The sequence below is a fragment of the Faucicola osloensis genome, assembly GCF_020041925.1.
In the GTDB taxonomy this organism is placed as follows: Bacteria; Pseudomonadota; Gammaproteobacteria; order Pseudomonadales; family Moraxellaceae; genus Faucicola; species Faucicola osloensis_D.
In genome coordinates, this window is the sequence record NZ_CP083409.1 from 1,436,859 (window position 1) to 1,460,468 (window position 23,610).

Annotated in this window: 25 protein-coding genes and 2 tRNA genes; 11 read left to right on the plus strand and 16 right to left on the minus strand. The window is 43.7% G+C overall.

Annotation, left to right across the window (positions count from 1 at the left end; translation table 11 throughout):
* Nucleotides 1–94: 94 nt before the first annotated feature.
* The 3 genes from fhuB to LAJ61_RS06330 are packed head-to-tail and all read right to left on the minus strand — an operon-like array spanning nt 95 to nt 3,880.
* Complete coding sequence (gene fhuB / locus LAJ61_RS06320) at nt 95–2,170, minus strand: Fe(3+)-hydroxamate ABC transporter permease FhuB (protein WP_224053237.1); 2,076 nt, start codon at nt 2,168–2,170, stop codon at nt 95–97.
* The gene (locus LAJ61_RS06325) at nt 2,163–3,107 is read right to left on the minus strand and encodes an ABC transporter substrate-binding protein (RefSeq protein WP_224053238.1); all 945 of its coding nucleotides are present in this window, start codon (nt 3,105–3,107) and stop codon (nt 2,163–2,165) included. The genes fhuB and LAJ61_RS06325 overlap by 8 nt, the downstream gene beginning before the upstream one ends.
* Nucleotides 3,107–3,880 (minus strand): ABC transporter ATP-binding protein, encoded by a 774-nt coding sequence (locus tag LAJ61_RS06330; protein WP_224053239.1) that lies wholly within the window; start codon nt 3,878–3,880, stop codon nt 3,107–3,109. The genes LAJ61_RS06325 and LAJ61_RS06330 overlap by 1 nt, the downstream gene beginning before the upstream one ends.
* A 171-nt stretch (nt 3,881–4,051) precedes the next feature.
* Between LAJ61_RS06330 and LAJ61_RS06335 the strand changes: the two genes are divergently transcribed.
* Entirely contained in the window at nt 4,052–5,167 is a 1,116-nt protein-coding gene (locus LAJ61_RS06335) for a TonB family protein (protein ID WP_224053240.1), read from the plus strand.
* A 150-nt stretch (nt 5,168–5,317) separates the two neighbouring features.
* On the opposite strand, the gene LAJ61_RS06340 is transcribed toward LAJ61_RS06335, so the two are convergent.
* The 3 genes from LAJ61_RS06340 to LAJ61_RS11190 all read right to left on the minus strand — a co-directional run bounded on the left by LAJ61_RS06340 (nt 5,318) and on the right by LAJ61_RS11190 (nt 7,308).
* Nucleotides 5,318–5,953 (minus strand): NAD(P)H-dependent oxidoreductase, encoded by a 636-nt coding sequence (locus LAJ61_RS06340; RefSeq protein ID WP_007117265.1) that lies wholly within the window; start codon nt 5,951–5,953, stop codon nt 5,318–5,320.
* 205 nt (nt 5,954–6,158) lie between these two features.
* Nucleotides 6,159–6,575: an Ohr family peroxiredoxin gene (locus tag LAJ61_RS06345; protein ID WP_224053241.1), complete on the minus strand. Its 417-nt coding sequence runs from the start codon at nt 6,573–6,575 to the stop codon at nt 6,159–6,161.
* Nucleotides 6,576–6,843: 268 nt separating this feature from the next.
* The gene (locus LAJ61_RS11190) at nt 6,844–7,308 is read right to left on the minus strand and encodes a MarR family winged helix-turn-helix transcriptional regulator (RefSeq protein WP_224053242.1); all 465 of its coding nucleotides are present in this window, start codon (nt 7,306–7,308) and stop codon (nt 6,844–6,846) included.
* Between the two features lie 220 nt (nt 7,309–7,528).
* Here LAJ61_RS11190 and LAJ61_RS06355 point away from each other — a divergent pair, with 220 nt between their 5' ends.
* The 9 genes from LAJ61_RS06355 to LAJ61_RS06395 all read left to right on the plus strand — a co-directional run bounded on the left by LAJ61_RS06355 (nt 7,529) and on the right by LAJ61_RS06395 (nt 13,972).
* Complete coding sequence (locus tag LAJ61_RS06355; protein WP_036603227.1) at nt 7,529–7,987, plus strand: NfeD family protein; 459 nt, start codon at nt 7,529–7,531, stop codon at nt 7,985–7,987.
* 30 nt (nt 7,988–8,017) lie between these two features.
* The gene (locus LAJ61_RS06360; RefSeq protein WP_036603224.1) at nt 8,018–8,890 is read left to right on the plus strand and encodes an SPFH domain-containing protein; all 873 of its coding nucleotides are present in this window, start codon (nt 8,018–8,020) and stop codon (nt 8,888–8,890) included.
* 106 nt (nt 8,891–8,996) lie between these two features.
* Nucleotides 8,997–9,467, plus strand: a complete 471-nt coding sequence (locus LAJ61_RS06365) for a flavodoxin family protein (RefSeq protein WP_224053243.1) — start codon at nt 8,997–8,999, stop codon at nt 9,465–9,467.
* A gap of 110 nt (nt 9,468–9,577) precedes the next feature.
* On the plus strand, nt 9,578–11,011 hold the full coding sequence (trhP, locus tag LAJ61_RS06370; RefSeq protein ID WP_224053244.1) for a prephenate-dependent tRNA uridine(34) hydroxylase TrhP: 1,434 nt from the start codon (nt 9,578–9,580) through the stop codon (nt 11,009–11,011).
* 205 nt (nt 11,012–11,216) lie between these two features.
* On the plus strand, nt 11,217–11,474 hold the full coding sequence (locus LAJ61_RS06375) for a YfhL family 4Fe-4S dicluster ferredoxin (protein ID WP_007117256.1): 258 nt from the start codon (nt 11,217–11,219) through the stop codon (nt 11,472–11,474).
* A 127-nt stretch (nt 11,475–11,601) separates the two neighbouring features.
* Nucleotides 11,602–12,144 carry a hypothetical protein gene (locus LAJ61_RS06380; protein WP_224053245.1) on the plus strand — a complete coding sequence of 181 codons (543 nt, stop codon included), beginning with the start codon at nt 11,602–11,604 and terminating at the stop codon, nt 12,142–12,144.
* A gap of 89 nt (nt 12,145–12,233) precedes the next feature.
* Nucleotides 12,234–12,809: a hydrolase gene (locus tag LAJ61_RS06385; protein WP_224053246.1), complete on the plus strand. Its 576-nt coding sequence runs from the start codon at nt 12,234–12,236 to the stop codon at nt 12,807–12,809.
* Between the two features lie 33 nt (nt 12,810–12,842).
* On the plus strand, nt 12,843–13,430 hold the full coding sequence (locus LAJ61_RS06390) for an HD domain-containing protein (RefSeq protein ID WP_224053247.1): 588 nt from the start codon (nt 12,843–12,845) through the stop codon (nt 13,428–13,430).
* A gap of 17 nt (nt 13,431–13,447) precedes the next feature.
* Nucleotides 13,448–13,972 carry a hypothetical protein gene (locus LAJ61_RS06395; protein WP_224053248.1) on the plus strand — a complete coding sequence of 175 codons (525 nt, stop codon included), beginning with the start codon at nt 13,448–13,450 and terminating at the stop codon, nt 13,970–13,972.
* An 82-nt stretch (nt 13,973–14,054) separates the two neighbouring features.
* Here the strand turns inward: LAJ61_RS06395 and clpX are convergent, their stop codons facing one another.
* The 4 genes from clpX to rdgB form a co-directional block, all read right to left on the minus strand.
* On the minus strand, nt 14,055–15,338 hold the full coding sequence (clpX, locus tag LAJ61_RS06400) for an ATP-dependent protease ATP-binding subunit ClpX (RefSeq protein ID WP_224053249.1): 1,284 nt from the start codon (nt 15,336–15,338) through the stop codon (nt 14,055–14,057).
* Between the two features lie 56 nt (nt 15,339–15,394).
* Nucleotides 15,395–16,069 carry an ATP-dependent Clp endopeptidase proteolytic subunit ClpP gene (gene clpP / locus LAJ61_RS06405; RefSeq protein ID WP_007117251.1) on the minus strand — a complete coding sequence of 225 codons (675 nt, stop codon included), beginning with the start codon at nt 16,067–16,069 and terminating at the stop codon, nt 15,395–15,397.
* Between the two features lie 151 nt (nt 16,070–16,220).
* Nucleotides 16,221–17,588, minus strand: a complete 1,368-nt coding sequence (gene tig, locus LAJ61_RS06410) for a trigger factor (RefSeq protein WP_224053250.1) — start codon at nt 17,586–17,588, stop codon at nt 16,221–16,223.
* Nucleotides 17,589–17,896: 308 nt separating this feature from the next.
* Nucleotides 17,897–18,547: an RdgB/HAM1 family non-canonical purine NTP pyrophosphatase gene (rdgB, locus tag LAJ61_RS06415; protein WP_224053251.1), complete on the minus strand. Its 651-nt coding sequence runs from the start codon at nt 18,545–18,547 to the stop codon at nt 17,897–17,899.
* Nucleotides 18,548–19,090: 543 nt separating this feature from the next.
* Between rdgB and LAJ61_RS06420 the strand changes: the two genes are divergently transcribed.
* A complete protein-coding gene (locus LAJ61_RS06420) occupies nt 19,091–19,717 on the plus strand; it encodes a superoxide dismutase (protein ID WP_224053252.1) in 627 nt (208 codons plus the stop codon).
* A gap of 307 nt (nt 19,718–20,024) precedes the next feature.
* Here LAJ61_RS06420 and panD read toward each other — a convergent pair whose 3' ends face one another.
* From panD to LAJ61_RS06450, 6 genes are all read right to left on the minus strand, one after another.
* Nucleotides 20,025–20,405, minus strand: coding sequence for an aspartate 1-decarboxylase (gene panD, locus LAJ61_RS06425; protein WP_224053253.1), 381 nt, complete (start codon nt 20,403–20,405; stop codon nt 20,025–20,027).
* Nucleotides 20,406–20,619: 214 nt separating this feature from the next.
* The gene (pth, locus tag LAJ61_RS06430) at nt 20,620–21,207 is read right to left on the minus strand and encodes an aminoacyl-tRNA hydrolase (protein ID WP_224053254.1); all 588 of its coding nucleotides are present in this window, start codon (nt 21,205–21,207) and stop codon (nt 20,620–20,622) included.
* Between the two features lie 37 nt (nt 21,208–21,244).
* The gene (locus tag LAJ61_RS06435) at nt 21,245–21,970 is read right to left on the minus strand and encodes a 50S ribosomal protein L25/general stress protein Ctc (protein ID WP_224053255.1); all 726 of its coding nucleotides are present in this window, start codon (nt 21,968–21,970) and stop codon (nt 21,245–21,247) included.
* Nucleotides 21,971–22,243: 273 nt separating this feature from the next.
* Entirely contained in the window at nt 22,244–23,194 is a 951-nt protein-coding gene (locus tag LAJ61_RS06440) for a ribose-phosphate pyrophosphokinase (protein WP_007117244.1), read from the minus strand.
* A 128-nt stretch (nt 23,195–23,322) separates the two neighbouring features.
* Nucleotides 23,323–23,398: transfer RNA gene (locus LAJ61_RS06445), tRNA-Gln, on the minus strand.
* Nucleotides 23,399–23,521: 123 nt separating this feature from the next.
* A tRNA-Gln gene (locus tag LAJ61_RS06450) sits at nt 23,522–23,597 on the minus strand.
* Nucleotides 23,598–23,610: the final 13 nt, after the last annotated feature.

The window sequence follows — 23,610 nt, forward strand, 5'->3', positions numbered from 1 at the left end:
CAAAAGACAATAGATAAAACATTTTTGCGAATGATAACAATTATTATTTCTATTTACAATAAGTAATGATAGCGCAATCAAAGAAGTTATGTTTTTAATTTTTCATACTTTTCATCAACCATAAAAAATATAAACCGCCTACGATGGAAGCAATTGTGCCCGCAGGTATTTCATAGGGAAAAATTGCATAACGTCCCACCCAATCAGCAATCAACATCAGTCCCGCGCCCAGTAGCGCTGATAAGGCTAATTGGTGAGGTAACTGCACTGCCCCGAGTGTCTTAGCTAAATGCGGCGTCATCAATCCAATAAAGCTTAGCGGTCCAACCGCCAATGTCGAAACAGTGCTTAACACCGCTACAAGGCTAAAAATCAGTATTTCGCTACGTTTTACTGATACGCCCAAACTGCGAGCCATCGTTTCATCTAGGCTAATCACCCTAAGCGGCTTTAGTAGCAAAAAACTGAGCAAAAATAACATTGTACCAATGACCATTAATGCCCACGCTGTCACGGGATAAGCATGGTATGTTGTACCCGACAGCCAATTAAGCATCGCTTGTAAGCGAGGGTCGCCTGACAGTTTGATTAAAGTTAAAATACCACCCATCAATGCAGAAATCGCCACACCGACGAGTAACAAATAGCTTGAGGATAGCCGACGAGCAAGCCACAAAACCAACAGTAACACCAAACCCGCACCTAACAGTCCGCCCAATAAAGGCAATCCCAATGCCCAAAAAGAATCGGTTGCCAGTCCCAGTGTGCCTAATATCACTGGACTGAGCACGAACACCAATACCACCCCCAATGCCGCACCTGAACTGATGCCCATGACTTCAGGACTTGCCATCGGATTTCGAGTCAAGTTTTGTAATAGTACCCCTGCGGTAGCCAGCATTAGACCTGTTGCCATTGCCGATAGCGTACGCGGCAGGCGAAAATTCTCGATAAAACTTGCCTCGGTATGCCACCCAAAACTGCCCATCGCATCAGGGGAAATATTTAATACACCTAGCGTCACAAGCAGCAACAACCCTACCGCAACCGCCCAAAAACCGCCACCAAAATATCGGCGTTTGCCGACCAACAGGCTAGGGCTTTGTTCGGCAATCATGGGCTGTTTACTTTGTCCAATGACCAACCAAATAATCAACCCGGCACCTAATATCCCTGTGACCGACCCGACAGGCAGCGTAATATTAAGTAATGGTTTGAACCAGGGTGACAGCAGCATCACAATGTTATTAGTGAGCCACAACAGCATCGCCCCAAAGGCAAATCCTGCCATTAAGCGTTGCCCAATCGGGCGAATCGCTACTACATTAACGACACTTGCCGCAGCCAAGCCCACAAAACTTAAAACGCCCACGCGGCTTACAACGCTTGCCGTGACTACCGCAACAAGGGTTACTACCAGCATACGCACAGCAGCCACAGGCACTCCCAAGGCTTTGGCTTGGCGTTCATCAAGGCTCATGATGGTTAAAGGTTTGACCAAAAACAACAAGATAACGGGCAAGATTAAGCTTATTAGCACAAAAAACTGGCTATTTTGCCAACTGGTTTGGGTTAAGTTACCGCTTTCCCATGCCATGACCCCCATAACCCTTTCTGAGAAAAAAATCATCAACAGTGAGGAAATAGCAGAAAACAAAATATTGACCACCAAACCACCCAAAATGAGCACCACAGAATTCATACGACTGTTGGCAGCAATCGCAAACACCAAGCCCATACTCAGCAATGCCCCACAAAATGCCACCCAAAAGCTACCATACAAGCCAAAACTGGGAAAAAACAGCGTCACAATTAATAAAGCTAATTGTGCCCCTGTCCCTACCGCCAGCGTACTATCTGAAGCAAGGGTATTTTTGACCAATTGTTGTAGCAAGACACTGACTATGCCCAATAATCCCCCGGCAAATATCGCCACTAACATAGTCGGCAAAATTTGTAACTGCGCTACCATTTGCGCTAAGGTTAGCGACTGTGAACGGGCAAATAATAACCCCAATGTATCATGCCAAGTGGTTTTAACAACCAAAGCCGTGGTCATTAAAATCAGTGACAATAAGCCACTAAAAAGCCAAAGGGTAGGGGCATTAAAGGGTTTGGTAATTCGCTGGTTATCTCGCTGGTTCTGTTGTAGCCTAGTTTTATTACCCATGCGCCTTGCCCCCTAACCAATGAGCCTGATTTAATCGCTCGCCAAATACCACCATAGAAGACACACCGCCATATAGCCAAATCGGCGGTAATACTGCCATACAGCGGCTATTTTCAGCCCTTGCGCCATAGCCTAGCCGCTGCCACAGCAAATTTTTGGCTAATTCTTGACGTAGCATAGGACTAAACGGCTCAACCACTACCAAACAGGTATCATCATCAAGTTTTGCCAAATCACTCAATGCCAGCGAATTAAATCCCCAAAGATTGCCTTTACCCATCTGATCTTCAAGGGTAATCAAACGTAACCCCATCACCTCAAATGTCGGTCGAAATAGGCTATTGTTGGTATAAATCCGCAAATTATTGCTATCGGCAAATTGCACTACCGCAATTTTTTTGATGTGGGGATACTTTTGGCGAAATGTCGCACCAAGCTCGCCAAGCTGTTTTTTTGACTGGGTTAAAAATTGCTGGGCGCGTTGCGGCTGATGAATAATTTCACCCAGCTGAAGAGTCGGTTCAGCATAGTCCTGCCAAGTCGCTATCGCGTTTTTTGACATAAAACTTACCGACTTATGGGGTGTGTTGCCGTAAGACGGTCTTAAATGGGCATAAAAATCATTATCAATAATTACGATATTGTTAGAAGCTAAGGTGAGTTGGGCAAGCTGTTCAAAGTTTGGGGTAAATCGCTCCCCAATATCGACGATATCGCTTGGCAGCGCGGGTGTGCCCACCCATTCACGGTAGCTTTTGGTATCGCCTGTGGCAATCGGTGGATAGCCTAGGGCGGTGAGTGTCGAAGCCACCGCCCAATCAGGGGTGATGACTTTGACGCTGTGAGCATCTGCAGGCGGTGCTTCAAGCTTTAAATCCGCTTGAGGCTGGCAAGCCGTCAAAAAAAGCAAAACAATCAGCAAGCAAAAAGCTCTCATCACACCACCGCCACTTTATTACCGGTGACTGGGTGACTTAATAAATGCAAATTGATACCAAAAATCTGGTCAAGCACTTGCGGTTGCATGGTACTGGCGATATCACCAACATGACAAAGCTTGCCATTTTTTAACGCAATAAACTCATCACAAAACTGTGCCGCAAGATTAATATCGTGAATAATAATCACAATCGCCTTGTTTTTCTGCCGTGCCAAATCACGAATGAGACGCAGTATTTCAACTTGATAGACGATATCGAGCGGGGCAAGTGGTTCATCAAGTAGCAAATAAGGCGTATCTTGGGCGATACACATGGCAAGCCATGCCCTGGCGCGCTCTCCCCCTGACAGCGTCGCCACTGATTGCTCGGCAAACGGCGTGACTTGGGTCAGCGCCATTGCTTCACGCACCTTAGTATGGTCTTGTGGCGTAGGCTTTTGTAGCCATTTTTGATAAGGGTATCGCCCTAACATCACCAGTTCGGCAACGGTAAATTGACTAGCATCAGGCAATTTTTGCGGTAAATAGGCGACTTGTTGGGCGAAGGTTTTTGGCGGTAAATCAAGGATTGATTTGTCAGCAAAATCCTGTAATAAAATCTGTCCGCTAGTGGGGGTGGTTTCCCCTGCCAAAGCTTTAATTAAGGTCGATTTGCCCGAACCGTTATGCCCAATTAAAGCATAGATTTTTCCCTTATCAATGGTGACATTGATGTTGTGTAAGAGGGTTTTTTGTTGGCGCATGACGGTAAGCGATTGGGTGGTTAGCATGATTTGCCCAAGGTCAAAGTTTTAAAATAGCAAATCATAGCACTGATGATAATAATTATCATTAATTTTTATAAATAAGAATTAATATCATTTAAGATATTGATAACGATTATCATTCACACTATAATACAGCGATTTCAAAAGTTTCCCTAAACATACAGCGCTATAACTATGTCTATCCAACGTCACGCTAACTTTAGTCCAGCCCATTTCTCAAACGATATTAGCAGCATAGTCGATAAAAAGTCGGGCACGTTGGCACTGATTGGTGTATTGAGCTTACATGGTATCGTAGCGATTAGCTTGGCAAATATGGCAACGCCTGATATCAAACCGCCCAAAGTCACGCCACCGTTAGAAATTAGCTTTATCGCGCCACCACCTGCGCCAACCAAGCCTGAAGAGATGACGGTAACAGCCGAGCAACAACCGATAAAACAACTACCTAAGCCCGTCGAAAAGCCAACAGAAAAGCCCATAGAAAAAATAGCAGAAAAACCAGAAGAAAAGAAGATAGAAAAACCCATCAGCAAGCCTATTGAGAAAACGGTTGAAAAACCTATGGCTAAAAAACCTGTAGAACAACCGATTAAACCATTACCCGAACTGTCGAAACCAGCCGAAAAAATTATCGTCAAGCCGCCACAAGTTGACCAAGACATTGTCATGGCAAGGCAACTAGCCCTCGCCAATGAACGAGCCGAACAGGCGCAAAAACAACAATTTGAGCGCCAACAAGCACTCGCCAGACAGCAAGACTTAAAACAACAACAAGAATTGGAACGGCAACAAGAATTGGAACGCCAACAAGCGCTTGCACGGCAAAAAGCGTTGGACAACCAATTAATTGAACAACAAGAGCGCGAGCGCAAACAAGCAGAAATAGATCGTCAAAAAGCGCTAGCTGATGCCAAAGCCAGACAAGCAGATGAAGCTAGGGCGAAAGCCGAAAAGGCAAAACAACAACAAGCCGACAAGGATAAAGAAGCCCAACAAGCGCAAAATAATTCACCTGTGAGCTTTTCGGCAGGGCAAGCAAGTTGGCGGCGGCAACCTAGCTTTAGCTGTCATAGTGAAGACCTGGAAAACGGCGCATTAACAGCGATTATTCGCTATACGGTGGACAAACAAGGCAATCCAACCAGCGTCACTTTAGCCAAATCGACCGGCAATGTCAGAGTCGATAGACAACTGTCTATGCAGGCTAAGAGCGGCAAATTTAACCCCTTTACCAAAAATGGCGTACCGGTGGTAGGTATTGTCAATCTACCGGTTCGCTGTCAATAAAGATGATTATTAAAAAAATCCGTTTTTCATAAAGCTTATCCCCGTACAAATTGCTTTAACCAATATCACTTGCCCATTGTAGATATAAAAAACCCTCTAAATAAGCTATTTAGAGGGTTGTTCTTAGAGATTTTTTTGCTAGCTGATGAATTAATTGTATTCAATAACAAAATCTTCTGTGGCTACGCGTACTTTTGCCATAGGCGCAATCCAATCACGTGCTGGATCTGAAACACCCACGTACATGATTACGATACTTTTTAGCCCTAATTTCTCTAAACCTAATACCTCGTCAATCAGCTTAGGGTCAAAGCCTTCGGCAGGGCAACTGTCTACTTTAAGCTCTGCTGCTTGTGCCAACGCAAGTCCCAAGCCAATGTAAGCTTGGCGAGCGATATGTTCAAAGTTTTCGTCTGCGCTTTTTTTAGCCACACTTGCTTTGAGCATGGAAGTATAACTATCAAAACGTCCTCTAGGCAAGCCACGCTCATCTGTGGTCATGTCATACACGGTATCAATTTTTTCGGCGCTATAATCCTGCCAACCTGCAAAAACAAGCACGTGAGAACATTCTTTCATGCAGTCAGGATTGAGCGCACCAGCCACTAGCTGCGCCTTGATGGCTTGGTTTTTGACCACGATAACTTTAAATGGCTGCAATCCCGATGAGGTGGGCGCAAGTCGAGCGGCTTCGATGATTTTGTCGATATTTTCTTGACTCACGCTTTGGTTTGGGTCAAAGGCTTTGACGGCATGGCGCCATTGTAAATTCTCAATCAGTGACATGAAATATTCCTAATATAGTAGTGATAAAGTAATATAGTGATAAAGATTATTGCCCAAGTTTTTCAAGCTCGATTTTACCAATTTTATCATTGGCTTTTACATAACTTGGGTGGTTTTCAACTTGCTCAACAAAACGGTGAATGTGCGGGAACTGGTCTTTTGGAAGTTGAGCACGCCGCTTGCAATGGAAATTATGTTAAATTGATTATGCGACTACTTGGGTATGCAGACGTACGTCGACATTGCCACGCACGGCATTGGAATACGGGCAGACTTTGTCCGTCGTTTCAACCAAGTCTTTCGCTTGCTCTTCGCTGACGCCGCTAAGTTCAATATACAAATCGATGTCAAGCGCATAACCGCCTTGGGTATTCATGCCCAGTCCCACAACCGCTGAGGTTTTTGAGCTGACGCCTTCTAGCTTCATCCGCTGTGCCACATGAGTCAACGCATTGTCAAAACAAGCGGCATAACCCATGGCAAATAATTTTTCTGGGTTGACGCCTGTGCTATTTTGCTCAGGGGATTGTAAATCAAAGCCCAGTGAACCATCTTCTAGTGCAACGTGACCTGAGCGGCCACCGGTTGAGATCGCGGTTGGAGTTTTATAAAAAATTTTCATAAGCGTACCTTTTTTGAATTGTTAACTTGCGTGAATGAATAAAAAAAATCGGCGATAGGCATTACAACATTTGCCATAGCATTTAGGTTTTAAAAAATTATATTTTACACAATATAATTTTCAGTGCCTAGACAAGGTAATAAAATTCTCACAGGCTGCATACAAACTAATAACAAATGACCAAAAATGCTAAATCTAACGATACCCTAACAAGACGCATGATAATAGATAAGACTTAGGCAGATAGCGCTTAAAGATGAAAATTTGTTTAATAGTTTTTGGGTAATAGATTGTGGGGACAAACCTCTGTATGAGTCGGGCAGAGTTTTTGTGCTACTTGTTGTAGCAGATCTATCGCTTCGTCATCTAACTGCATGGCAGCCAACATAGCACTGGGAATGGTAGCGGCTTGGATTTTCAGGTCATCCCCTTTAGCAGTGAGCGATATTTGTACCACCCGTTCGTCTTGGGTGGCACGTTCACGGTGCACAAAGCCTTTGGCTTCAAGTCTTTTAAGTAAAGGGGTAAGTGTGCCGGTATCAAGGTCTAAAAAATCGCCCAATGTGCCGACAGTTTGTGGACTTTTTTCCCATAGCACCAGCATGACAAGGTACTGTGGATAGGTCAAATCCAAGGGTTTTAGCAGGGGACGATAGTGGTTAGTGATACTTTTTGACAGTGAATAAATGGGAAAACATAACTGGTTACTAAGTTTGAGGGCATCAAGGCTCATCGTATTTTTTGGGACTCTAGAGATGAAAGGGTCATTGACCACTATAGGAAAAAACGCATCTTTGTGCAATCATTAACCACAATTAGCGGTCTGTACGGTCAAGCAGTTGATAGCTGATAGTGCATAATGTGACAAAGATAGCGGGTTAAATGACGGCATTTGTTTTTAAATTCATAATCTTGCATAATGGGTTTGGTATACTAAAAATCAAGGTGGGGATATGCTAATTGAGCCTTGGCACTGGCTAATTTTGGGGTTAGTGCTGATTATTCTTGAACTATTCTTGACCAGTTTTGTGAGTTTATCGATTGGTGTGGCGGCGATTGTGGTGGCCGCTTTGTCATGGTTATTACCGTTTAGCTGGTTTTTTTGGCTGATGGTATGGCTGATACTGTCGGTGATTTTTACTATCATTGGTTTTAAATTTATCAAGCCGTATATGCAAAATCGTACCACAGCAGGATTGGGTTCGGGGGTTATCATCGGGGAAACAGGCATGATTGTTCAAAGTCCGCAAGCAGATAAATTGGGCAAGATTCGTTTTAGTGTGCCAATTTTTGGGGCGGATGAATGGGTGTGTCGTAGCTATCAGAGCGCGCCGCTGGCAGTTGGCGATAGAGCCATTGTGGTGGATGTCATTGGAAATGAGTTGCTTGTAGAATCCACCAAGCATCAATAGGCATTAATAAGCATCAATAAAGGAATTGTCATGGAAGCGTTGAGCGGTATTGGTATTTTTTTGGTCGCCTTTGTGCTATTTACCCTTTATAAAGGGGTAAAAATCGTACCACAAGGGTTTAAATGGATTGTACAGCGTTTGGGTAAGTACCATCAGACCTTAGAGCCTGGGTTGAATTTTATCATTCCTTATGTCGATAACGTGGCGTATAAAGTAACCACCAAAGACATAGTGCTAGATATTCCATCGCAAGAGGTAATCACCCGTGATAACGTCGTGATTATCGCCAATGCGGTGGCGTATATCAATATCGTGCATCCAGAGCGCGCTGTATATGGTATTGAGAATTACGAGCAAGGTATTCGTAATTTGGTACAAACCTCACTGCGTTCTATCATTGGTGACATGGATTTTGACAGTGCGCTATCATCGCGTGACCAAATCAAAGCCGCGCTAAAAATGTCAATTTCTGATGATATTGCCGATTGGGGAATTACCCTAAAAACTGTGGAAATCCAAGATATTAGCCCATCGCCTACCATGCAAATGGCGATGGAAGAACAGGCAGCTGCGGAGCGTCAACGCCGTGCTACAGTGACCAAAGCGGATGGGCAACGCCAAGCGGCGATTGCAGAAGCCGATGGACGTCTTGAGGCTTCACGGCGTGATGCCGAAGCACAAGTGGTACTGGCGCGAGGCAGTGAGCAATCAATTCGCTTGATTAGTGAAGCGGTGGGCGAGCGCGAAATTCCGCTGCTATATCTACTAGGTGAGCAGTACATCAAAGCCATGACTGATATGTCAAAATCACCCAATGCCAAAACCGTAGTACTGCCTGCTGATATCTTAAATACGGTGCGCGGTATGATGGGGGAAGTGGGCGATAAAATCCACCGTCCTTAAATTTGGCGTGACTCACCTGCGGATTAAACCGCTGACTGAAACCGCATCACCTTGCGGTTTTTTATTCGCCAAAATTGGGTGATCATGAAATTTTAGGATGTAAAATATGCGTGAAATGAAAAATTTACTACTGGTATTACATACCCCATCAGATAATACCAAGCGATTAGCAGAAGTTGCAAAATCCGCCACACAGCTAGCGGATATTGATAACGTCACTGTGATTGTTAAAACACCGTTACAAACCCAAGTGGAAGATGTGTTAAAAGCGGATGCCATTATCATTGGCACGACCGAAAATTTTGGTTATATGGCGGGGCTGACCAAGGATTTTTTTGAGCGAATTTATTACCCCGTCCTAGAGCAAAAACAAGGACTGCCTGTGGCGTGTTATATCCGTGCGGGGCTTGACGGTACAGGTAGCAAACGCGCGGTAGAGAGTATCATTACGGGATTGCGTTGGCGCTGGATACAACCGCCTTTAGTATTAAAAGGTGAATGGTCAGGCACATTTGATGAGCAAGTCGCTGAGCTTACCATGGCAGTCTGTGCGGGTTTATCATTGAATATTTTATAACCGCTTTAACATGATTTCCGAGTAAATCACTCAAGTTTTTTTCCGCGTGATTATCAAATTTGTTATAATATCAACAATTTCACATTGTATGACACGCTGTAAGGATAGTTATGACCCGTAAGCCCGAACTTTTATGCCCTGCTGGCACTTTTCGTAATATGCAATATGCGTTTGCCTATGGCGCAGATGCCGTATATGCGGGACAAGCACGCTATAGCTTGCGGGTGCGCAATAATGATTTTGATGAGGAAAATCTTGCCAAAGGGATTGCCTATGCCCATTCATTGGGCAAGCAATTTTATGTCGTGGTCAATATCCAAGCGCATAATGCCAAACTTAAAACTTTTATCGAAGACATCCGTCCTGTAATTGAAATGAAACCCGATGCGCTGATTATGTCAGATGCTGGGATGATTATGATGGTGCGTGAAGCCTTTCCAGAGCAGGTAATTCACCTATCGGTGCAGGCGAACGCGGTGAACTGGGCAACGGTCAAGTTTTGGAAACAAATGGGCGTCAGCCGCGTGATTTTGAGTCGCGAGTTGTCACTCAAAGAAATCGAACAAATCATCGCTGAAGTACCCGATATGGAAATTGAGGTGTTTGTGCATGGGGCACTTTGTATGGCGTATTCAGGTCGTTGCTTGCTGTCTGGGTATATCAATAAACGCGATGCCAACCAAGGCACTTGTACCAATGCCTGTCGCTGGTCATACAACACCTATAAAGCAGAAGAAAACGAAACGGGCGATATCGTGCCAACACAATCTACTACCCAACCTATCAATAGCCCCGAAGTTTTTGTGCCTACTCAAACCACGCAAGAAGATGCCATTCAAACTATCAATCTAAATGGTGATGTGGTGATGGGCGATGACTATGTACAGCAGCCATCGGATGAAGTGGTACTGATTGAAGAACAAGGTCGCCCAGGCGAATTGATGGCGATGTTTGAAGATGAACATGGCACTTATATTATGAATTCTAAAGACTTACGTGCCGTTGAGCTAGTGCCTGAGCTAACCCATATGGGGGTGCACTCACTCAAAATTGAAGGCCGTACCAAGTCGCATTATTACGTGGCGCGCACCGCGCAAGTGTACCGCCAAGCGATTGATGATGCCGCCGCTGGTAAGCCATTTGATACCGGCTTAATCACTGCACTCGATGGGCTCGCCAATCGCGGCTATACCGAAGGCTTTTTACGTCGCCACGTGCATAGTGATTACCAAAACTATGAATATGGGTCATCAAAAACTGATCATCAGCAGTTTGTTGCCGAGATTAGCGACATTACGCCAACGCGCTTAACCTTGGTAATTAAGAACAAATTGATGGTGGGTGATACCATCGAAATCATGACGCCACAGGGTAATTTGAGCTACCCACTCAAAGAAATGTGGAATAAACAAGGTGAGCCGATTGATGGCGCTTTAGGCTCTGGCTGGGTGTGTCAAATCGCCAATCCGTTTAAAGAGATGCAAGATGACGTGTTGCAATTTGCATTAATCATGAAAAGCGTCAGTGAGCCAATTTTTACCTAAGGTAGTGTTGTCGCAGCACTATCAGGCGGGATTTTAAAGCCATTGAGACGACTTTGGCGGACAATTTTTGGTTCGTTAACGGTAAAGCAATCCACACTCGTGACAGTTGGTATGAGATTTTGAACAACTCATGTATGGCGCCTAAGTGCGGTGTCAATCGTTCATCGCTAAAGGTAATTGCTAAGGTAAAAACAGACTATAAGACATGGCACTAAAAATCACTTCCGACTGTATCAATTGCGACATTTGTGAGCCTGAATGCCCAAATGAAGCTATTAGCTATGACAATAAAGTACAAAAAACTTACGTCATCAATCCTGACTTGTGCACCGAATGCATCGGGTTCTATGATGAGCCAACCTGCGATAAGGTCTGTCCGATTGATTGCATCATTAAAGATGATGAACGCCCTGAATCGCCCGAACAGCTACTTGCAAAATATAAGCAAATTTGGCAAAAATAATACTAACAAAAAGTTGCGGTAAATGTTGCCAAAACATTTTACTATAAGTTAATCAATTTTTTTTGAAGTGATTACTGGCATTTTTTATCAAAAAACAACATTCAAAGTAACATTTAAAGTGACATTCATGTTTAAAAAAAATAACAAAGCGACTGAGCCTCAAGCACAACAATCGAAGCGCTCAGCACAGCCTCGCAAACAAAAAAACAAAGCTAAAAAGCGTCACGTTGTCACGAAACTCATTGGCGTCGGTGTGACAGCCACAGCGGCAACGGGCGTAACTGCTGTCCTAGGCAGTTATGGCGCATGGCAATATGCCAAGCAGCAATATAAGGCGCGCCGTTTATATACCCCTGCATTTAGCGGGGTTGTCACCAATCAGCATTTTAAAGGTAAGGTGCACAAGGTCGGTGAGTATTTGACCTTTGTCACCGATGGCGCTACCTATGCGCTCAATGACCCATTACTGCGTATCCAATCACTGTATCAGTCCAATAAAACACCTACTGACAATCAAGCCAGTCATCAAACCAAGCTCATGGATCAGGTACATTGTGATGACGTCACTATTGTTGCGGAACTCAGTGAAAAAGGACATTATGGCTATTTAGGGCATTTGGACTATCAGTTAACCGTGGTCGACACCGCAGATGATGCCATGAATTTTTAATGGCGTTTTTTAATACAGTATAGTATCGCATTCGTGACATACGAATGATTGTAACTACCCAAGTTGAACCATCATCAAAGGAGCTGAAGATGACAACAAAATTTATCCCAAAACCCTATCGTATCGAGCGCAATGACTGCCAAGCCATGCTGATTGATATCCAAGAAAAACTTGCGCCCCATATTGCCGAACATCGAAAATTACTCAAGAAAACAGCGATTTTGATTCAAGGTCTACAAGCGCTCAATATTCCCATTATGGTTAATGAGCAATATCCCAAAGGACTTGGGCATACTTTGCCAGAGTTGACGCAGTTACTATCTGAAAAAAATACGCCAGTGTTTGAAAAAACCACCTTTAGCGCCTGCGATACGCCAACCTCTTGGCATCATATCGCCCAGCAAAATCGCAACAATGTGATTTTATTTGGCGCAGAAACCCATGTCTGTGTCATGCAGACGGCGTTAGATTTACTCGATAACGGTATGCAGCCCATCATTATCACCGATGCCGTGGGCTCGCGAGACCTGTATGACCGTAAAATTGCGATTCGTCGTATGCGCCGTGCCGGTGCGGTCGTCACCACCACCGAAGCGATTTTATTTGAGCTGTGTCGTAGCTCAGAAGACCCCGCGTTTAAAACGATTTCAGCGCTAGTCAAGTGAACACGAATAAGACCATTGATTAAGAGGTATTTGATGCAACCGCTTATTGATTATCTATTGGCATTGGATGCCTTAAAATCAGTCAACCGCCGCAACTATACTACCCAACTTTCTGAACACACGCCACGACGTCTTGAAAATTCAGCCGAGCATTCATGGCATTTGGCGATGGCGTGTTGGGCAGTTGCGCAGCATTTCAAACTGGATGTCAATCATGAAAAACTGCTCAAACTGGCATTGGTTCATGACTTGGGCGAAATTGAGGCGGGTGACACATTCTTATACGCTGATAAACGCTCGCAGGCGCATGTGGATGAGCGTATCGGCGTTGAAAAATTGGCAGCGATGATGGGCAACCCCATTTCAGAGTTGTTAACGCTGTGGGATGAGCAAGAAACAGGTTATAGTGCTGAAAGCAAACTACTTAAAGCAGTAGATAGGCTATTGCCCTTTATGCTCAATATGGTGACAGATGGCGGTGCGTGGACAGATCATCAGGTCAAGCGCTCCCAAGTCCAAGCCGCCCAAGCATTTATCAGAAAGGATTTTCCCATCATTCACGACTGGATAACCGAGCAAATTGCCATTGCGGTACAACAGGGTTGGTTGATTGAAGATTAAATGCCGCAGGGGGTCATATGATTAAAAAATTAGCGATTGCTTTAGGATTGGCTTTAAGTCTTATGGGTATTACCCATGCAGAAGTTTACAAGCTAGACCCAAAATCAACCCAATGCTATCTTTTTAGCCACGATAAATTACAGCAAAAACTCGCTTGCAATATGACAGCCACCACTGCCACGGGCAAAGTTTGGTGGACGAAGCGAAATTTTAAGCTAGCCAATGGCAAAACTATCAAAACATTTGCCAAAGACACCCAGCGTAAATACCTATCCAAAACAGATAAAATTTTGATGCCTTTTACTTCAGAGCTAGACAGGGGTGATGACCAAATTAGCATTGCCACCATTAACAATCAACCTGCAATTCGTCAAAACCGCTGGCTAAAAGATTACCATGTGATGAGTTCGGAAGAATTTTGGGGCAATCATACTGAATTATTGCCTAATCAAATGACAGACAGGTTGGCGTGTTTACAATTGGAGAATAACTCCTTTGAGATTTGCACGCCATACAACCACAATGATTTTCGTACCGATTAAGCCAAATAAAAAACTAAGCCAAATAAAAAACGTGCTGCTGTGGCACGTTTTTTTAACTCGCTATTTTTAAAATCACTAACAGTTAAACAATCTCTGGCGATTGGTTATTATCAATCACTGCCTCATTGACTGTCACGGTTTTGCCGGGTGTCATTGAAGGCAGTTCATACATGGTATCGAGCAGGGCATTTTCAACAATGGAGCGTAGACCGCGAGCACCGGTACGACGCTTTAGCGCTTGTTTGGCAATCGCCACTAGTGCATCATCGGTGAACGATAACTTCGCATTTTCCATCTCAAACAAGTATTCGTATTGTTTGACCAGCGCATTTTTTGGCTCGGTTAAGATTTGTACCAATGCTTCTTCATCCAGTTCTTCCAGTGTCGCCACCACAGGCAGACGACCAATTAACTCTGGAATTAGACCAAATTTAATCAAATCTTCTGGCTCGACTTGCTTGAACAATTCACCGGTTTTTTTGCCGCTGTCTTTGGCTTTTACCTCAGCATTAAAACCGATACCGGTTTTTTCGGTACGCTGTTGAATGACATTGTCGAGACCAGCAAACGCGCCGCCACAAATCACCAAGATATTACTGGTATCGACCTGAATCATCTCTTGGTTTGGGTGCTTACGACCACCTTGCGGTGGAATATTGGCAACCGTACCTTCAATTAGTTTTAACAGCGCTTGCTGTACGCCTTCACCCGACACATCACGGGTAATCGAAGGGTTTTCACTTTTACGGCTGATTTTATCGATTTCATCGATATAGATAATGCCTTTTTGCGCTCTCTCGACATCAAACTCTGCCGCTTGTAACAGTTTTTGTACGATGTTTTCCACGTCTTCACCGACATAACCCGCTTCGGTCAAGGTAGTGGCATCGGCGAGCGCAAATGGGACATCAAGTAGGCGGGCTAGGGTCTGCGCCAATAAGGTTTTACCAGAACCCGTTGGACCAATCAGCAAAATATTACTTTTTGATAGCTCAACCATGGCATCATCGGCACCAAGTGTCGTCAACCCTTTATCTTTACTCAGTTTTTCACTCACCTTTAAGCGTTTATAGTGGTTATAAACCGCTACCGCCAAAGTTTTTTTGGCTTTATCTTGACCGATGACATACTCATCTAAATGGCTGCGGATTTCTTTGGGTGTTGGCAATTTGCGCGCTGCCCAGTTTTCACGCTCATTGGTATCACTATCGTCGCTGCCCGATGACTTTGATTCGGCGATTAAATCATCGCACAGTTCAATACACTCATTACAGATATTGGCATCTTGACCTGCAATTAGCTTTTTGACTTCGTATTTGGCTTTACCACAAAACGAGCAATGTGGCTCAATGTCATTTTTTGACATAAAAAAACGCTCCTAAAATTATGCTTGTCTTAATTACTTCGTGATTGTTTAACCTATTAAGCAATGCTTGGACGTTTTTCTAATACTTCATCAATCAGACCGTATTCTTTGGCTTCTTGGGCATCTAGCCAATAGTCACGCTCGACATCACGGGCGATTTTCTCAAGTGGCTGTCCGGTACGTTCTGCCAAGATTTTATTCAAGCGTTCACGGATTTTTAGGATTTCACGCGCATTGATTTCAATATCGGTCGCTTGACCTTGCGCACCACCTGACGGTTGGTGAATCATCACACGCGCATTGGCTAAGGCATAGCGTTTACCTTTTTCACCCGCAGCCAATAAGAATGAACCCATGCTATAAGCACCGCCCATACAAATCGTTGACACTTGTGGCTGGATAAAGTTCATGGTGTCAAACACAGCAAGACCTGCACTCACAGAGCCACCTGGTGAATTGATGTATAAGTGAATGTCTTTTTCTGGATTTTCCGCTTCTAGGAACAACAACTGGGCGACAATTAAATTCGCCATGTGGTCTTCAACTTGACCGGCTAAGAACACCACACGCTCACGCAATAAGCGTGAATAGATGTCAAATGAGCGCTCACCGCGAGCCGATTGCTCGACCACCATAGGTACTAAAGCACTTTGTGGTGACAACACGTCACGGGTTACGGTATTTTGGATTTGACTCGTCGCGAAAGGCGAGTCCAAGAATTTTTCTAACATGTTATTGTCCTTTTTAAATATGCAAAAGCCCTTATCGTTTATAAGGGCAATTGGCATAAAAACAAGTTACTAAGCTGACTAAAAATACATTCTTAAATGCCTAAGCTCAAATATCTAAGCTTAAATGCCTAAGAATGGATTAAGCCAATTATTACATCATCGCTTGTTGTTGTTGGCTAGCCAGTAAGTCTTGGTAAGATACTTCAGTGTCAGTTACTTTACCTTGAGACAAGATATGATCGACCACTTGGTCTTCTAACACCACCGCTTCGATGTTGGCACGTTCCTGCGCATTGTTGGTGTAATAGTCGATAACTTCGTTTGGATCTTCGTAGTTTTCTGCCATTTCGTTGATGTATTTGGTCACACGTTCTTGGTCAACTTCAAGTTTGTTTGACTCAATCAGGCTCGAAACGATGATGCCAAGACGGGCAGCGCGCAGCGCTTGCTCTTCAAATAATTCGTTTGGTAGCATATCTTTGTTAAAAGTTTTAGGATCTGCACCAAACTGCTGGGCAAAACGGTTTAACATCATGCTACGTTGGCGATCGATTTCTTGCTCAAGCATCGATGCAGGTACGTCGATTTCATTTTTTTCAAGTAGGGCGTTAAATGCCGCTTCTTTCACTTGGTTACGGGCAGCGCTTTTTACTTCGCGCTCCATGTTTTTACGCACGTCTGCTTTAAGTTTGTCTAAGCCGCCTTCTGTTACCCCAAATGCTTCAAGGAACTCGTCGTTCAATTCTGGTAATTGTGATTGCTCAACTGATTTTACGTTGATTTTGAACTGTGCTTGTTTGCCTTGTAGGTTTTCGGCTTGGTAATCTTCTGGGAACGTCACGTCGATGATTTTTTCTTCGCCTGCTTTCATGCCTTTGATACCATCTTCAAAGCCTGGAATCATACGGCCACTGCCTAATACTAGGCTAAAGTCTTGCGCGCTACCGCCTTCAAATTTTTCACCGTCGATTGAACCTTCAAAGTCAAACTTGACTTGGTCGCCTTCATCTGCGGCATCATCTTTGGCAACGTAAGTTTGGCGTTGTTTTTGTAGGTTTTCAATCATGGTGTCAACATCTGCGTCGCCCACGTTGGCAACTTGACGCTCAACTTCGATGTCTGATAACCCTTGAACTTCCACTTCTGGGAACACTTCAACCGTTGCTTGATAAACCAAAAAGTCGTTTTCAAGTTTCACGTCATCAATGTTTGGCATACCCACAGCGCGGATATTTTCTTGACGAATCGCATCAAATACGGTATCGCGAATCACATCATTAATAACTTCTTGTTGGATACCTGCGCCATATTGAGCGCGAATGTGTGATACGGGCACTTTACCTTTACGGAAACCGTCGATTTTAGCGGTTTTTGCCACTTGGTTGATGCGTTTTTCCACGCGACCTTGAATGGTTGACACAGGTACTTTAACCGTGATTTGGGTTTCAAGGTTTGATTTTTTGTTGGTAGTTACTTCTAAGCTAGTAACTGTTGAATCTGACACATTTGAATTTGACATAACAAAACCTTCCATAAAATATCAAAAAAGAGCAGCGTGGTTGCCACTCATAAGGGTAAATAGCGATAAGTTATCAGGCTTTTAAGGTGATTGAAAAAAGCCTATAAAATACGCAATCCAAAATCTGTGGGTTAACGAATGCTAAAAGGCAAAAATTAACCGAAAGTGGTATAGTATAAATTAATCGCCACATAAAGTAAAAAAATTGTTGCTGTAAAATCTCTGTATCGACTACATTAGCAGTCACACCTTGTCTATTTGCAAGTGATAGGTATGAGTTGAAAACTTTTACTTTACCAATTGCACTTTTACTTCATCAATTGCATTAGCAGTTGCTGCATCGCTTGCCCACGATGACTAATGCGGTTTTTATCGGTCTTTCGCATCTCGGCAGCGCTTTTTTGTACGCTTGGTACCCAAAATAGCGGGTCATAACCAAAACCAAGCTCACCTTGCGGGGCGGGCAAGATTTCACCTTGCCAAATTCCTTGGGCAATGATGGGTAGCGGGTCATCGGCATGACGCACGAGTGCCAACACGCAAACAAACTGCCCGATAATCGGCTCATTCGTATGTCTGTGGGGTTTAAGCAGTCGTAATAATTTTTGGTTGTTGGCTAAGTCTTTATGCTGGCTAAAGCTGGCTTCATCTTGGGAAAAACGCGCGGAATAAATTCCGGGTTGACCGCCCAAAATAGGTACACATAAACCCGAATCATCAGCAATCGCAGGCAGTCCGCTAATACAGCTGGCATGACGGGCTTTAATCAGCGCGTTTTCAATAAAGCTCAGTCCATTTTCGACCGCATCCTCGATGCCCAATTGCCCTTGTGGGATGACGGTTATCTCAAGATTGGCTTGTTCAAATAATTGCTTGAATTCCGCGAGTTTGCCTTGGTTATTACTGGCGAGGACTAACTGGCGGGTAGGAAATATTTGATTAAGGATAGAAACTGACATACAGACCCACTGTGTGTATTTTGCATAAAAAACTTAACCTTATCATAGCATAGTTGACAGTGGCTCGCGCTGCAAATACTCATGTTGCAAAAGCCTTATACCAAACCACTACAGTTTTTTTTGAGTAATTTGCTATCATCACATAGCAAGTAACGGGTTAAAAATCAGCTTATTAGCATGCACTCATTGATTTTTACCCCACAAGATAATAAATCCCCACTATAGAAACGGTTAAATTTTGCCAATTTTTATGGCAAAATAACCCATGTGTTATGAGGATATTATTAAGGCTAATGATAGCAAGGTTAATAAACAAAGCTAACGATCGTAAAGTTAGTGAGTGGTTTTAACCCTTGATAAAGCTTGATAAAACATAGATAAATAACATAAACTAAATAACATAAACCCAGCCAACTTGCCATTTTGGATATGGTTTTGATATATGCGCTTTTAATACAAAGCTTTTATCTATCACACAAATGGCATGTGGTTACTTTTATCATAAAGTCATCACAACAATAGCGAAGGAAAAAGGAAAATAACATGTCACACATTACATTACCAGATTTACCATACGCCAAAAATGCGCTTGAGCCACATATCAGTGCAGAAACCCTAGAATTCCACCATGACAAACACCATGCGGCGTATGTCAACAAACTAAATGAGCTACTACCAGGTTCAGGGCTTGAAGGTAAAGAGCTTGATGAAATCATCAAAGCCACCGCAGGTGATAGTAGCAAAGCGACCATCTTTAACCAAGCGGCACAGGTTTGGAACCATACTTTCTACTGGAACTGCCTAACTGCCAATGGTGGTGGTGAACCAACAGGCGATCTAAAAGCCAAAATCGAAGAAGCGTTTGGTTCGTATGCAAAATTCCGTGAAGAATTCAAAAACGCGGCTGTAAGCCAATTTGGTTCAGGTTGGGCATGGTTAGTGGCTGATAGCGTTGGTGGTAAATTATCAATCACCAAAACTGCAAACGCAGATACCCCATTAGCGCATAACCAAGTTGCGGTATTGACATGTGACGTGTGGGAACATGCCTACTACATCGACTATCGTAATCGTCGTCCAGACTACGTTGACACTTTCCTTGACAAACTGGTTAACTGGGATTACGCAAACGCCAAATACAAAGGTCAAGAAGCTGGCGTAGAAAAATAATCGCCTATTTTTTCTTCTTTAAGCCCTTTAATTTTTTAAAAAAGCCGAATCAACTTCGGCTTTTTTTGTTAACAGACACTAAAAGTAAAACTTTGTTAATTGCCGAGTAAGACTTTCGTTATCTGCCACATTAGTGCTATCTGACCTATCGCAAGCAAACTATAAACGTGCAATTTACGCTTAACCCACCCATCAATCTACTTATCAGCGAAACGCATTGTTTAAATAAAAAATATAGACAAAAAAAGGCGAGTATTCAATGACTCGCCTAATTTATTTGCACATTTGTGGTGACGATAAAGCTGGGTTAGGAAACTTGGACAGGAATCACGTTGGCAGTGTCTTTAACAATATTACCTTCATCAAGGTAAACCAAGCGTGGATGATGGTTGTCGGCTTCTTTATCATCCATTTGCGCATAAGCAGCGATAATCACCACGTCGCCTAAATCCGCCATGTGAGCGGCTGCCCCGTTTAGCGAAATCATTTTTGAACCCGCCTCTGCACGAATCGCATAGGTGCGAAAGCGTTTACCGTTGTTGACATTGTAAATGTCGATTGATTCGTTCTCACGGATGCCTGCCAAGTCGAGTAACTCGCTATCAATGCCACATGAGCCTTCGTAGTGAAGCTCACAATGGGTCACACGCGCGCGGTGAAGTTTGGCTTTTAATAGGGTTAATAACATGATCGTTCCTTACCTTGTCAGGTTAACGCGATTCGCGTCATTGTGGTAAAAGTGAGCAGGCTAGTCATGAGAGGCTATTAACCAACTCGATAAAAGTTAAACATGATTGAAATATCAGGTGAGAAATTCATCCATCTTGCAATCAATATATGGAAGGAAAATAAAAGTTCAAGGATAGACCCTAAGATTTATCAATCTTGTCCTTTGGTTAACGTTAGGCATGGGGTAGTTTAAAACTATTGATGGCTTGCTGGGCTTTGGCTAAGTCACCTGTTACCAAATCGGGCAGGGTACGCATGGCAGCATCTAGCATACTGTCAAACGCGATTTGCTCATCAGCAGTCGGTTTGCCAAGCACATAGCCCGATACTTTGGACTTATGTCCCGGATGACCAATCCCCAAACGTAAACGGTGAAAATCCGCGCCGATATGCGGCACGATATCACGCAGTCCATTATGACCGCCATGACCACCGCCTGTTTTTAAGCGCATACGACCCATATCAAGGTCAAGCTCATCATGAACAATCAGCAGTTCGTCATTGTGGATGCCATAAAAATTCACCATCGGCACCACCGCTTCCCCTGATTTATTCATAAAAGTATGCGGTAACAATAAGCGTATATCCATGCCATACACTAAGCCGCGCCCAACCAAACCATGAAATTTTTTATCCAACGTCATGGTGATGTTAAACGTCTCGCTTATACGCTCCACAAACCAAAAGCCAGCATTATGCCGTGTTTGGGCATACTGCTGACCTGGGTTGCCAAGTCCGACAATCAGTTTCAGTTTTGACACGCTGATTATTCCAACTTAAGCGGCAAATGATAAATGATTATTCATCATCAGATTTTGGGGCATCATGGGTGTCATCTTGTGCTTGAAGCTTACGTGCTTCTTCGTCACCTTCAGGATCACGAGTACCGGCAGCTTCTTCATTTGCTTCTGGCTCGATTGGCTCTTCAACTTCTACCGTTGGCGCTTGCATAGTAGCCACAGTACGGTTAAACGGTTCAGTCACTTCAAGCTCACGAATGGCAACGCCTTCAGGTAACTGGATATCCATCAAGTGAATCGAATCACCAACGTTCATGCCAGATACATCTACTGTCAAGTATTCTGGGATTTTTGAAGGAATGGCAGTGATTTCAAGTTCAGTGGCATTCGATACAAAAATACCGCCTGCTTTATGACCTGGTGCATCTTCAGCGCCTACATAGTGTACAGGAACAGTGATGTGCATCGCTTGACCACGGACGATACGTTGGAAGTCAGCGTGCATTGGGGTGTTTTTGGCTGGATGACGTTGTAGTGCTTTAATCACCACTTCTTCCGTACCTTGACCTTCTACATTGATGGTCAAAATGTGAGAGAAGAAACTTTCTGTCTCAAGTGATTTAATCAATTCATTGTAACGGATAGCAATAGAGGCTGGTTCTTTGTCTGCACCGTATACGATTGCTGGTACTAGGTTTTGTTTACGAAGGCGGCGGCTCGCACCTTTACCTTGTAACTCGTCGCCACGTACAACAGCGTTTAATTCAAAAGTTTGGTTACTCATGGGAGTTTCCTTGGGTTAGGCTAGTCATGGGTGCCTTGTCAGTATGACTTGGCTTTTTGCCTTTACTTACAAAGCTTTACTTATAAAGATTGGCAAGTGACTAGCGAGTGAAAAAAAGCATAAATTTGCGACCAATTTATGCGTTGTGCGCCACTTTTAAAAAAAATGGCAAAACTTTAACAATTATTTTGCAAATAGCCAGTTAACAATAGCAACATGGACTGAACCTATAAGCCCGCATTCGATATGTTGGCTAACACTGCTTAATATCACCTACATAATGTCAAACATCGCACTCAATGATTCTTCATTGTTGATACGACGTAGCGCTTCAGCCAGCATAGGCGCAATGGTCACTTGGCGAATTTTGCCCGTGTTTTTTGCGGCATCTGACAGTGGGATAGTATCGGTTACGACAAGCTCATCAAGCACTGACGCTGCAATTGTTTGGATTGCTTTACCTGACAATACTGGGTGGGTGATATAACCCACCACCCGGCGCGCGCCACGTTCTTTTAATGCGGCAGCGGCTTTACACAGGGTGCCTGCGGTATCCACCATATCATCGATAATCACGCAATCGCGGTCTTTAACATCACCGATGATATGCATCACTTCTGATTCGTTGGCTTTGGCACGGCGTTTATCAATAATTGCCATGTCGGCATCGCCTAACTGTTTTGCCATCGCACGGGCACGAACCACACCGCCCACGTCAGGGGATACCACCATCAAGTTATCGTATTTTTGCTCACGTAAATCTTTAAATAAAACCGGCGTACCGTAAATATTGTCTACCGGGATATCAAAAAAACCTTGAATCTGGTCTGAGTGCAAATCCACCGTAACGACACGGTCAATGCTCACGATATTGAGCATATCAGCGACCACTTTTGCTGAGATAGGGACACGCGCTGAGCGAGGACGACGGTCTTGACGCGCATAACCAAAATAGGGCATCACTGCCGTAATACGACCTGCACTGGCACGGCGCAAGGCATCTGCCATTACCATGATTTCCATCAAATTGTCATTGGTCGGTGAGCAAGTTGATTGTAGGATAAAGACGTCTTTACCACGTACATTTTCTTGGATTTCAACCGCGACTTCACCATCCGAAAAACGCGTCACATCGGCACGTCCTAGTGGAATATGTAAGTGATTGGTGACATTTTTTGCCAATTCTGGATGGGCATTTCCGGTAAAAATCGCCAAATAAGGCATATGCGAGTCCTATTTTTCTAGACCAACGACGGTTTCATCAAACAAAAAAAACTCATCAACTAACTTTTACAATTAGGATGAGAAAAACGTCATTACGTCAACTACTAAAAATGGGTTAGTAAAGAAAATGGCAGGGGTAGCTGGACTCGAACCAACGGATGCCAGGATCAAAACCTGGTGCCTTACCAACTTGGCGATACCCCTGTGACGGTGCGAACTATACCGATTTTAGGCGATTTTGTCAATGTAAAATGTCTTGAACAGCGCAGATTTTATGACAAAATTTTTACTACGTGATGCACAACAAAATCTGTACATCTTTGAATATGGCAGGGGTAGCTGGACTCGAACCAACGGATGCCAGGATCAAAACCTGGTGCCTTACCAACTTGGCGATACCCCTATATTGGAAGCGA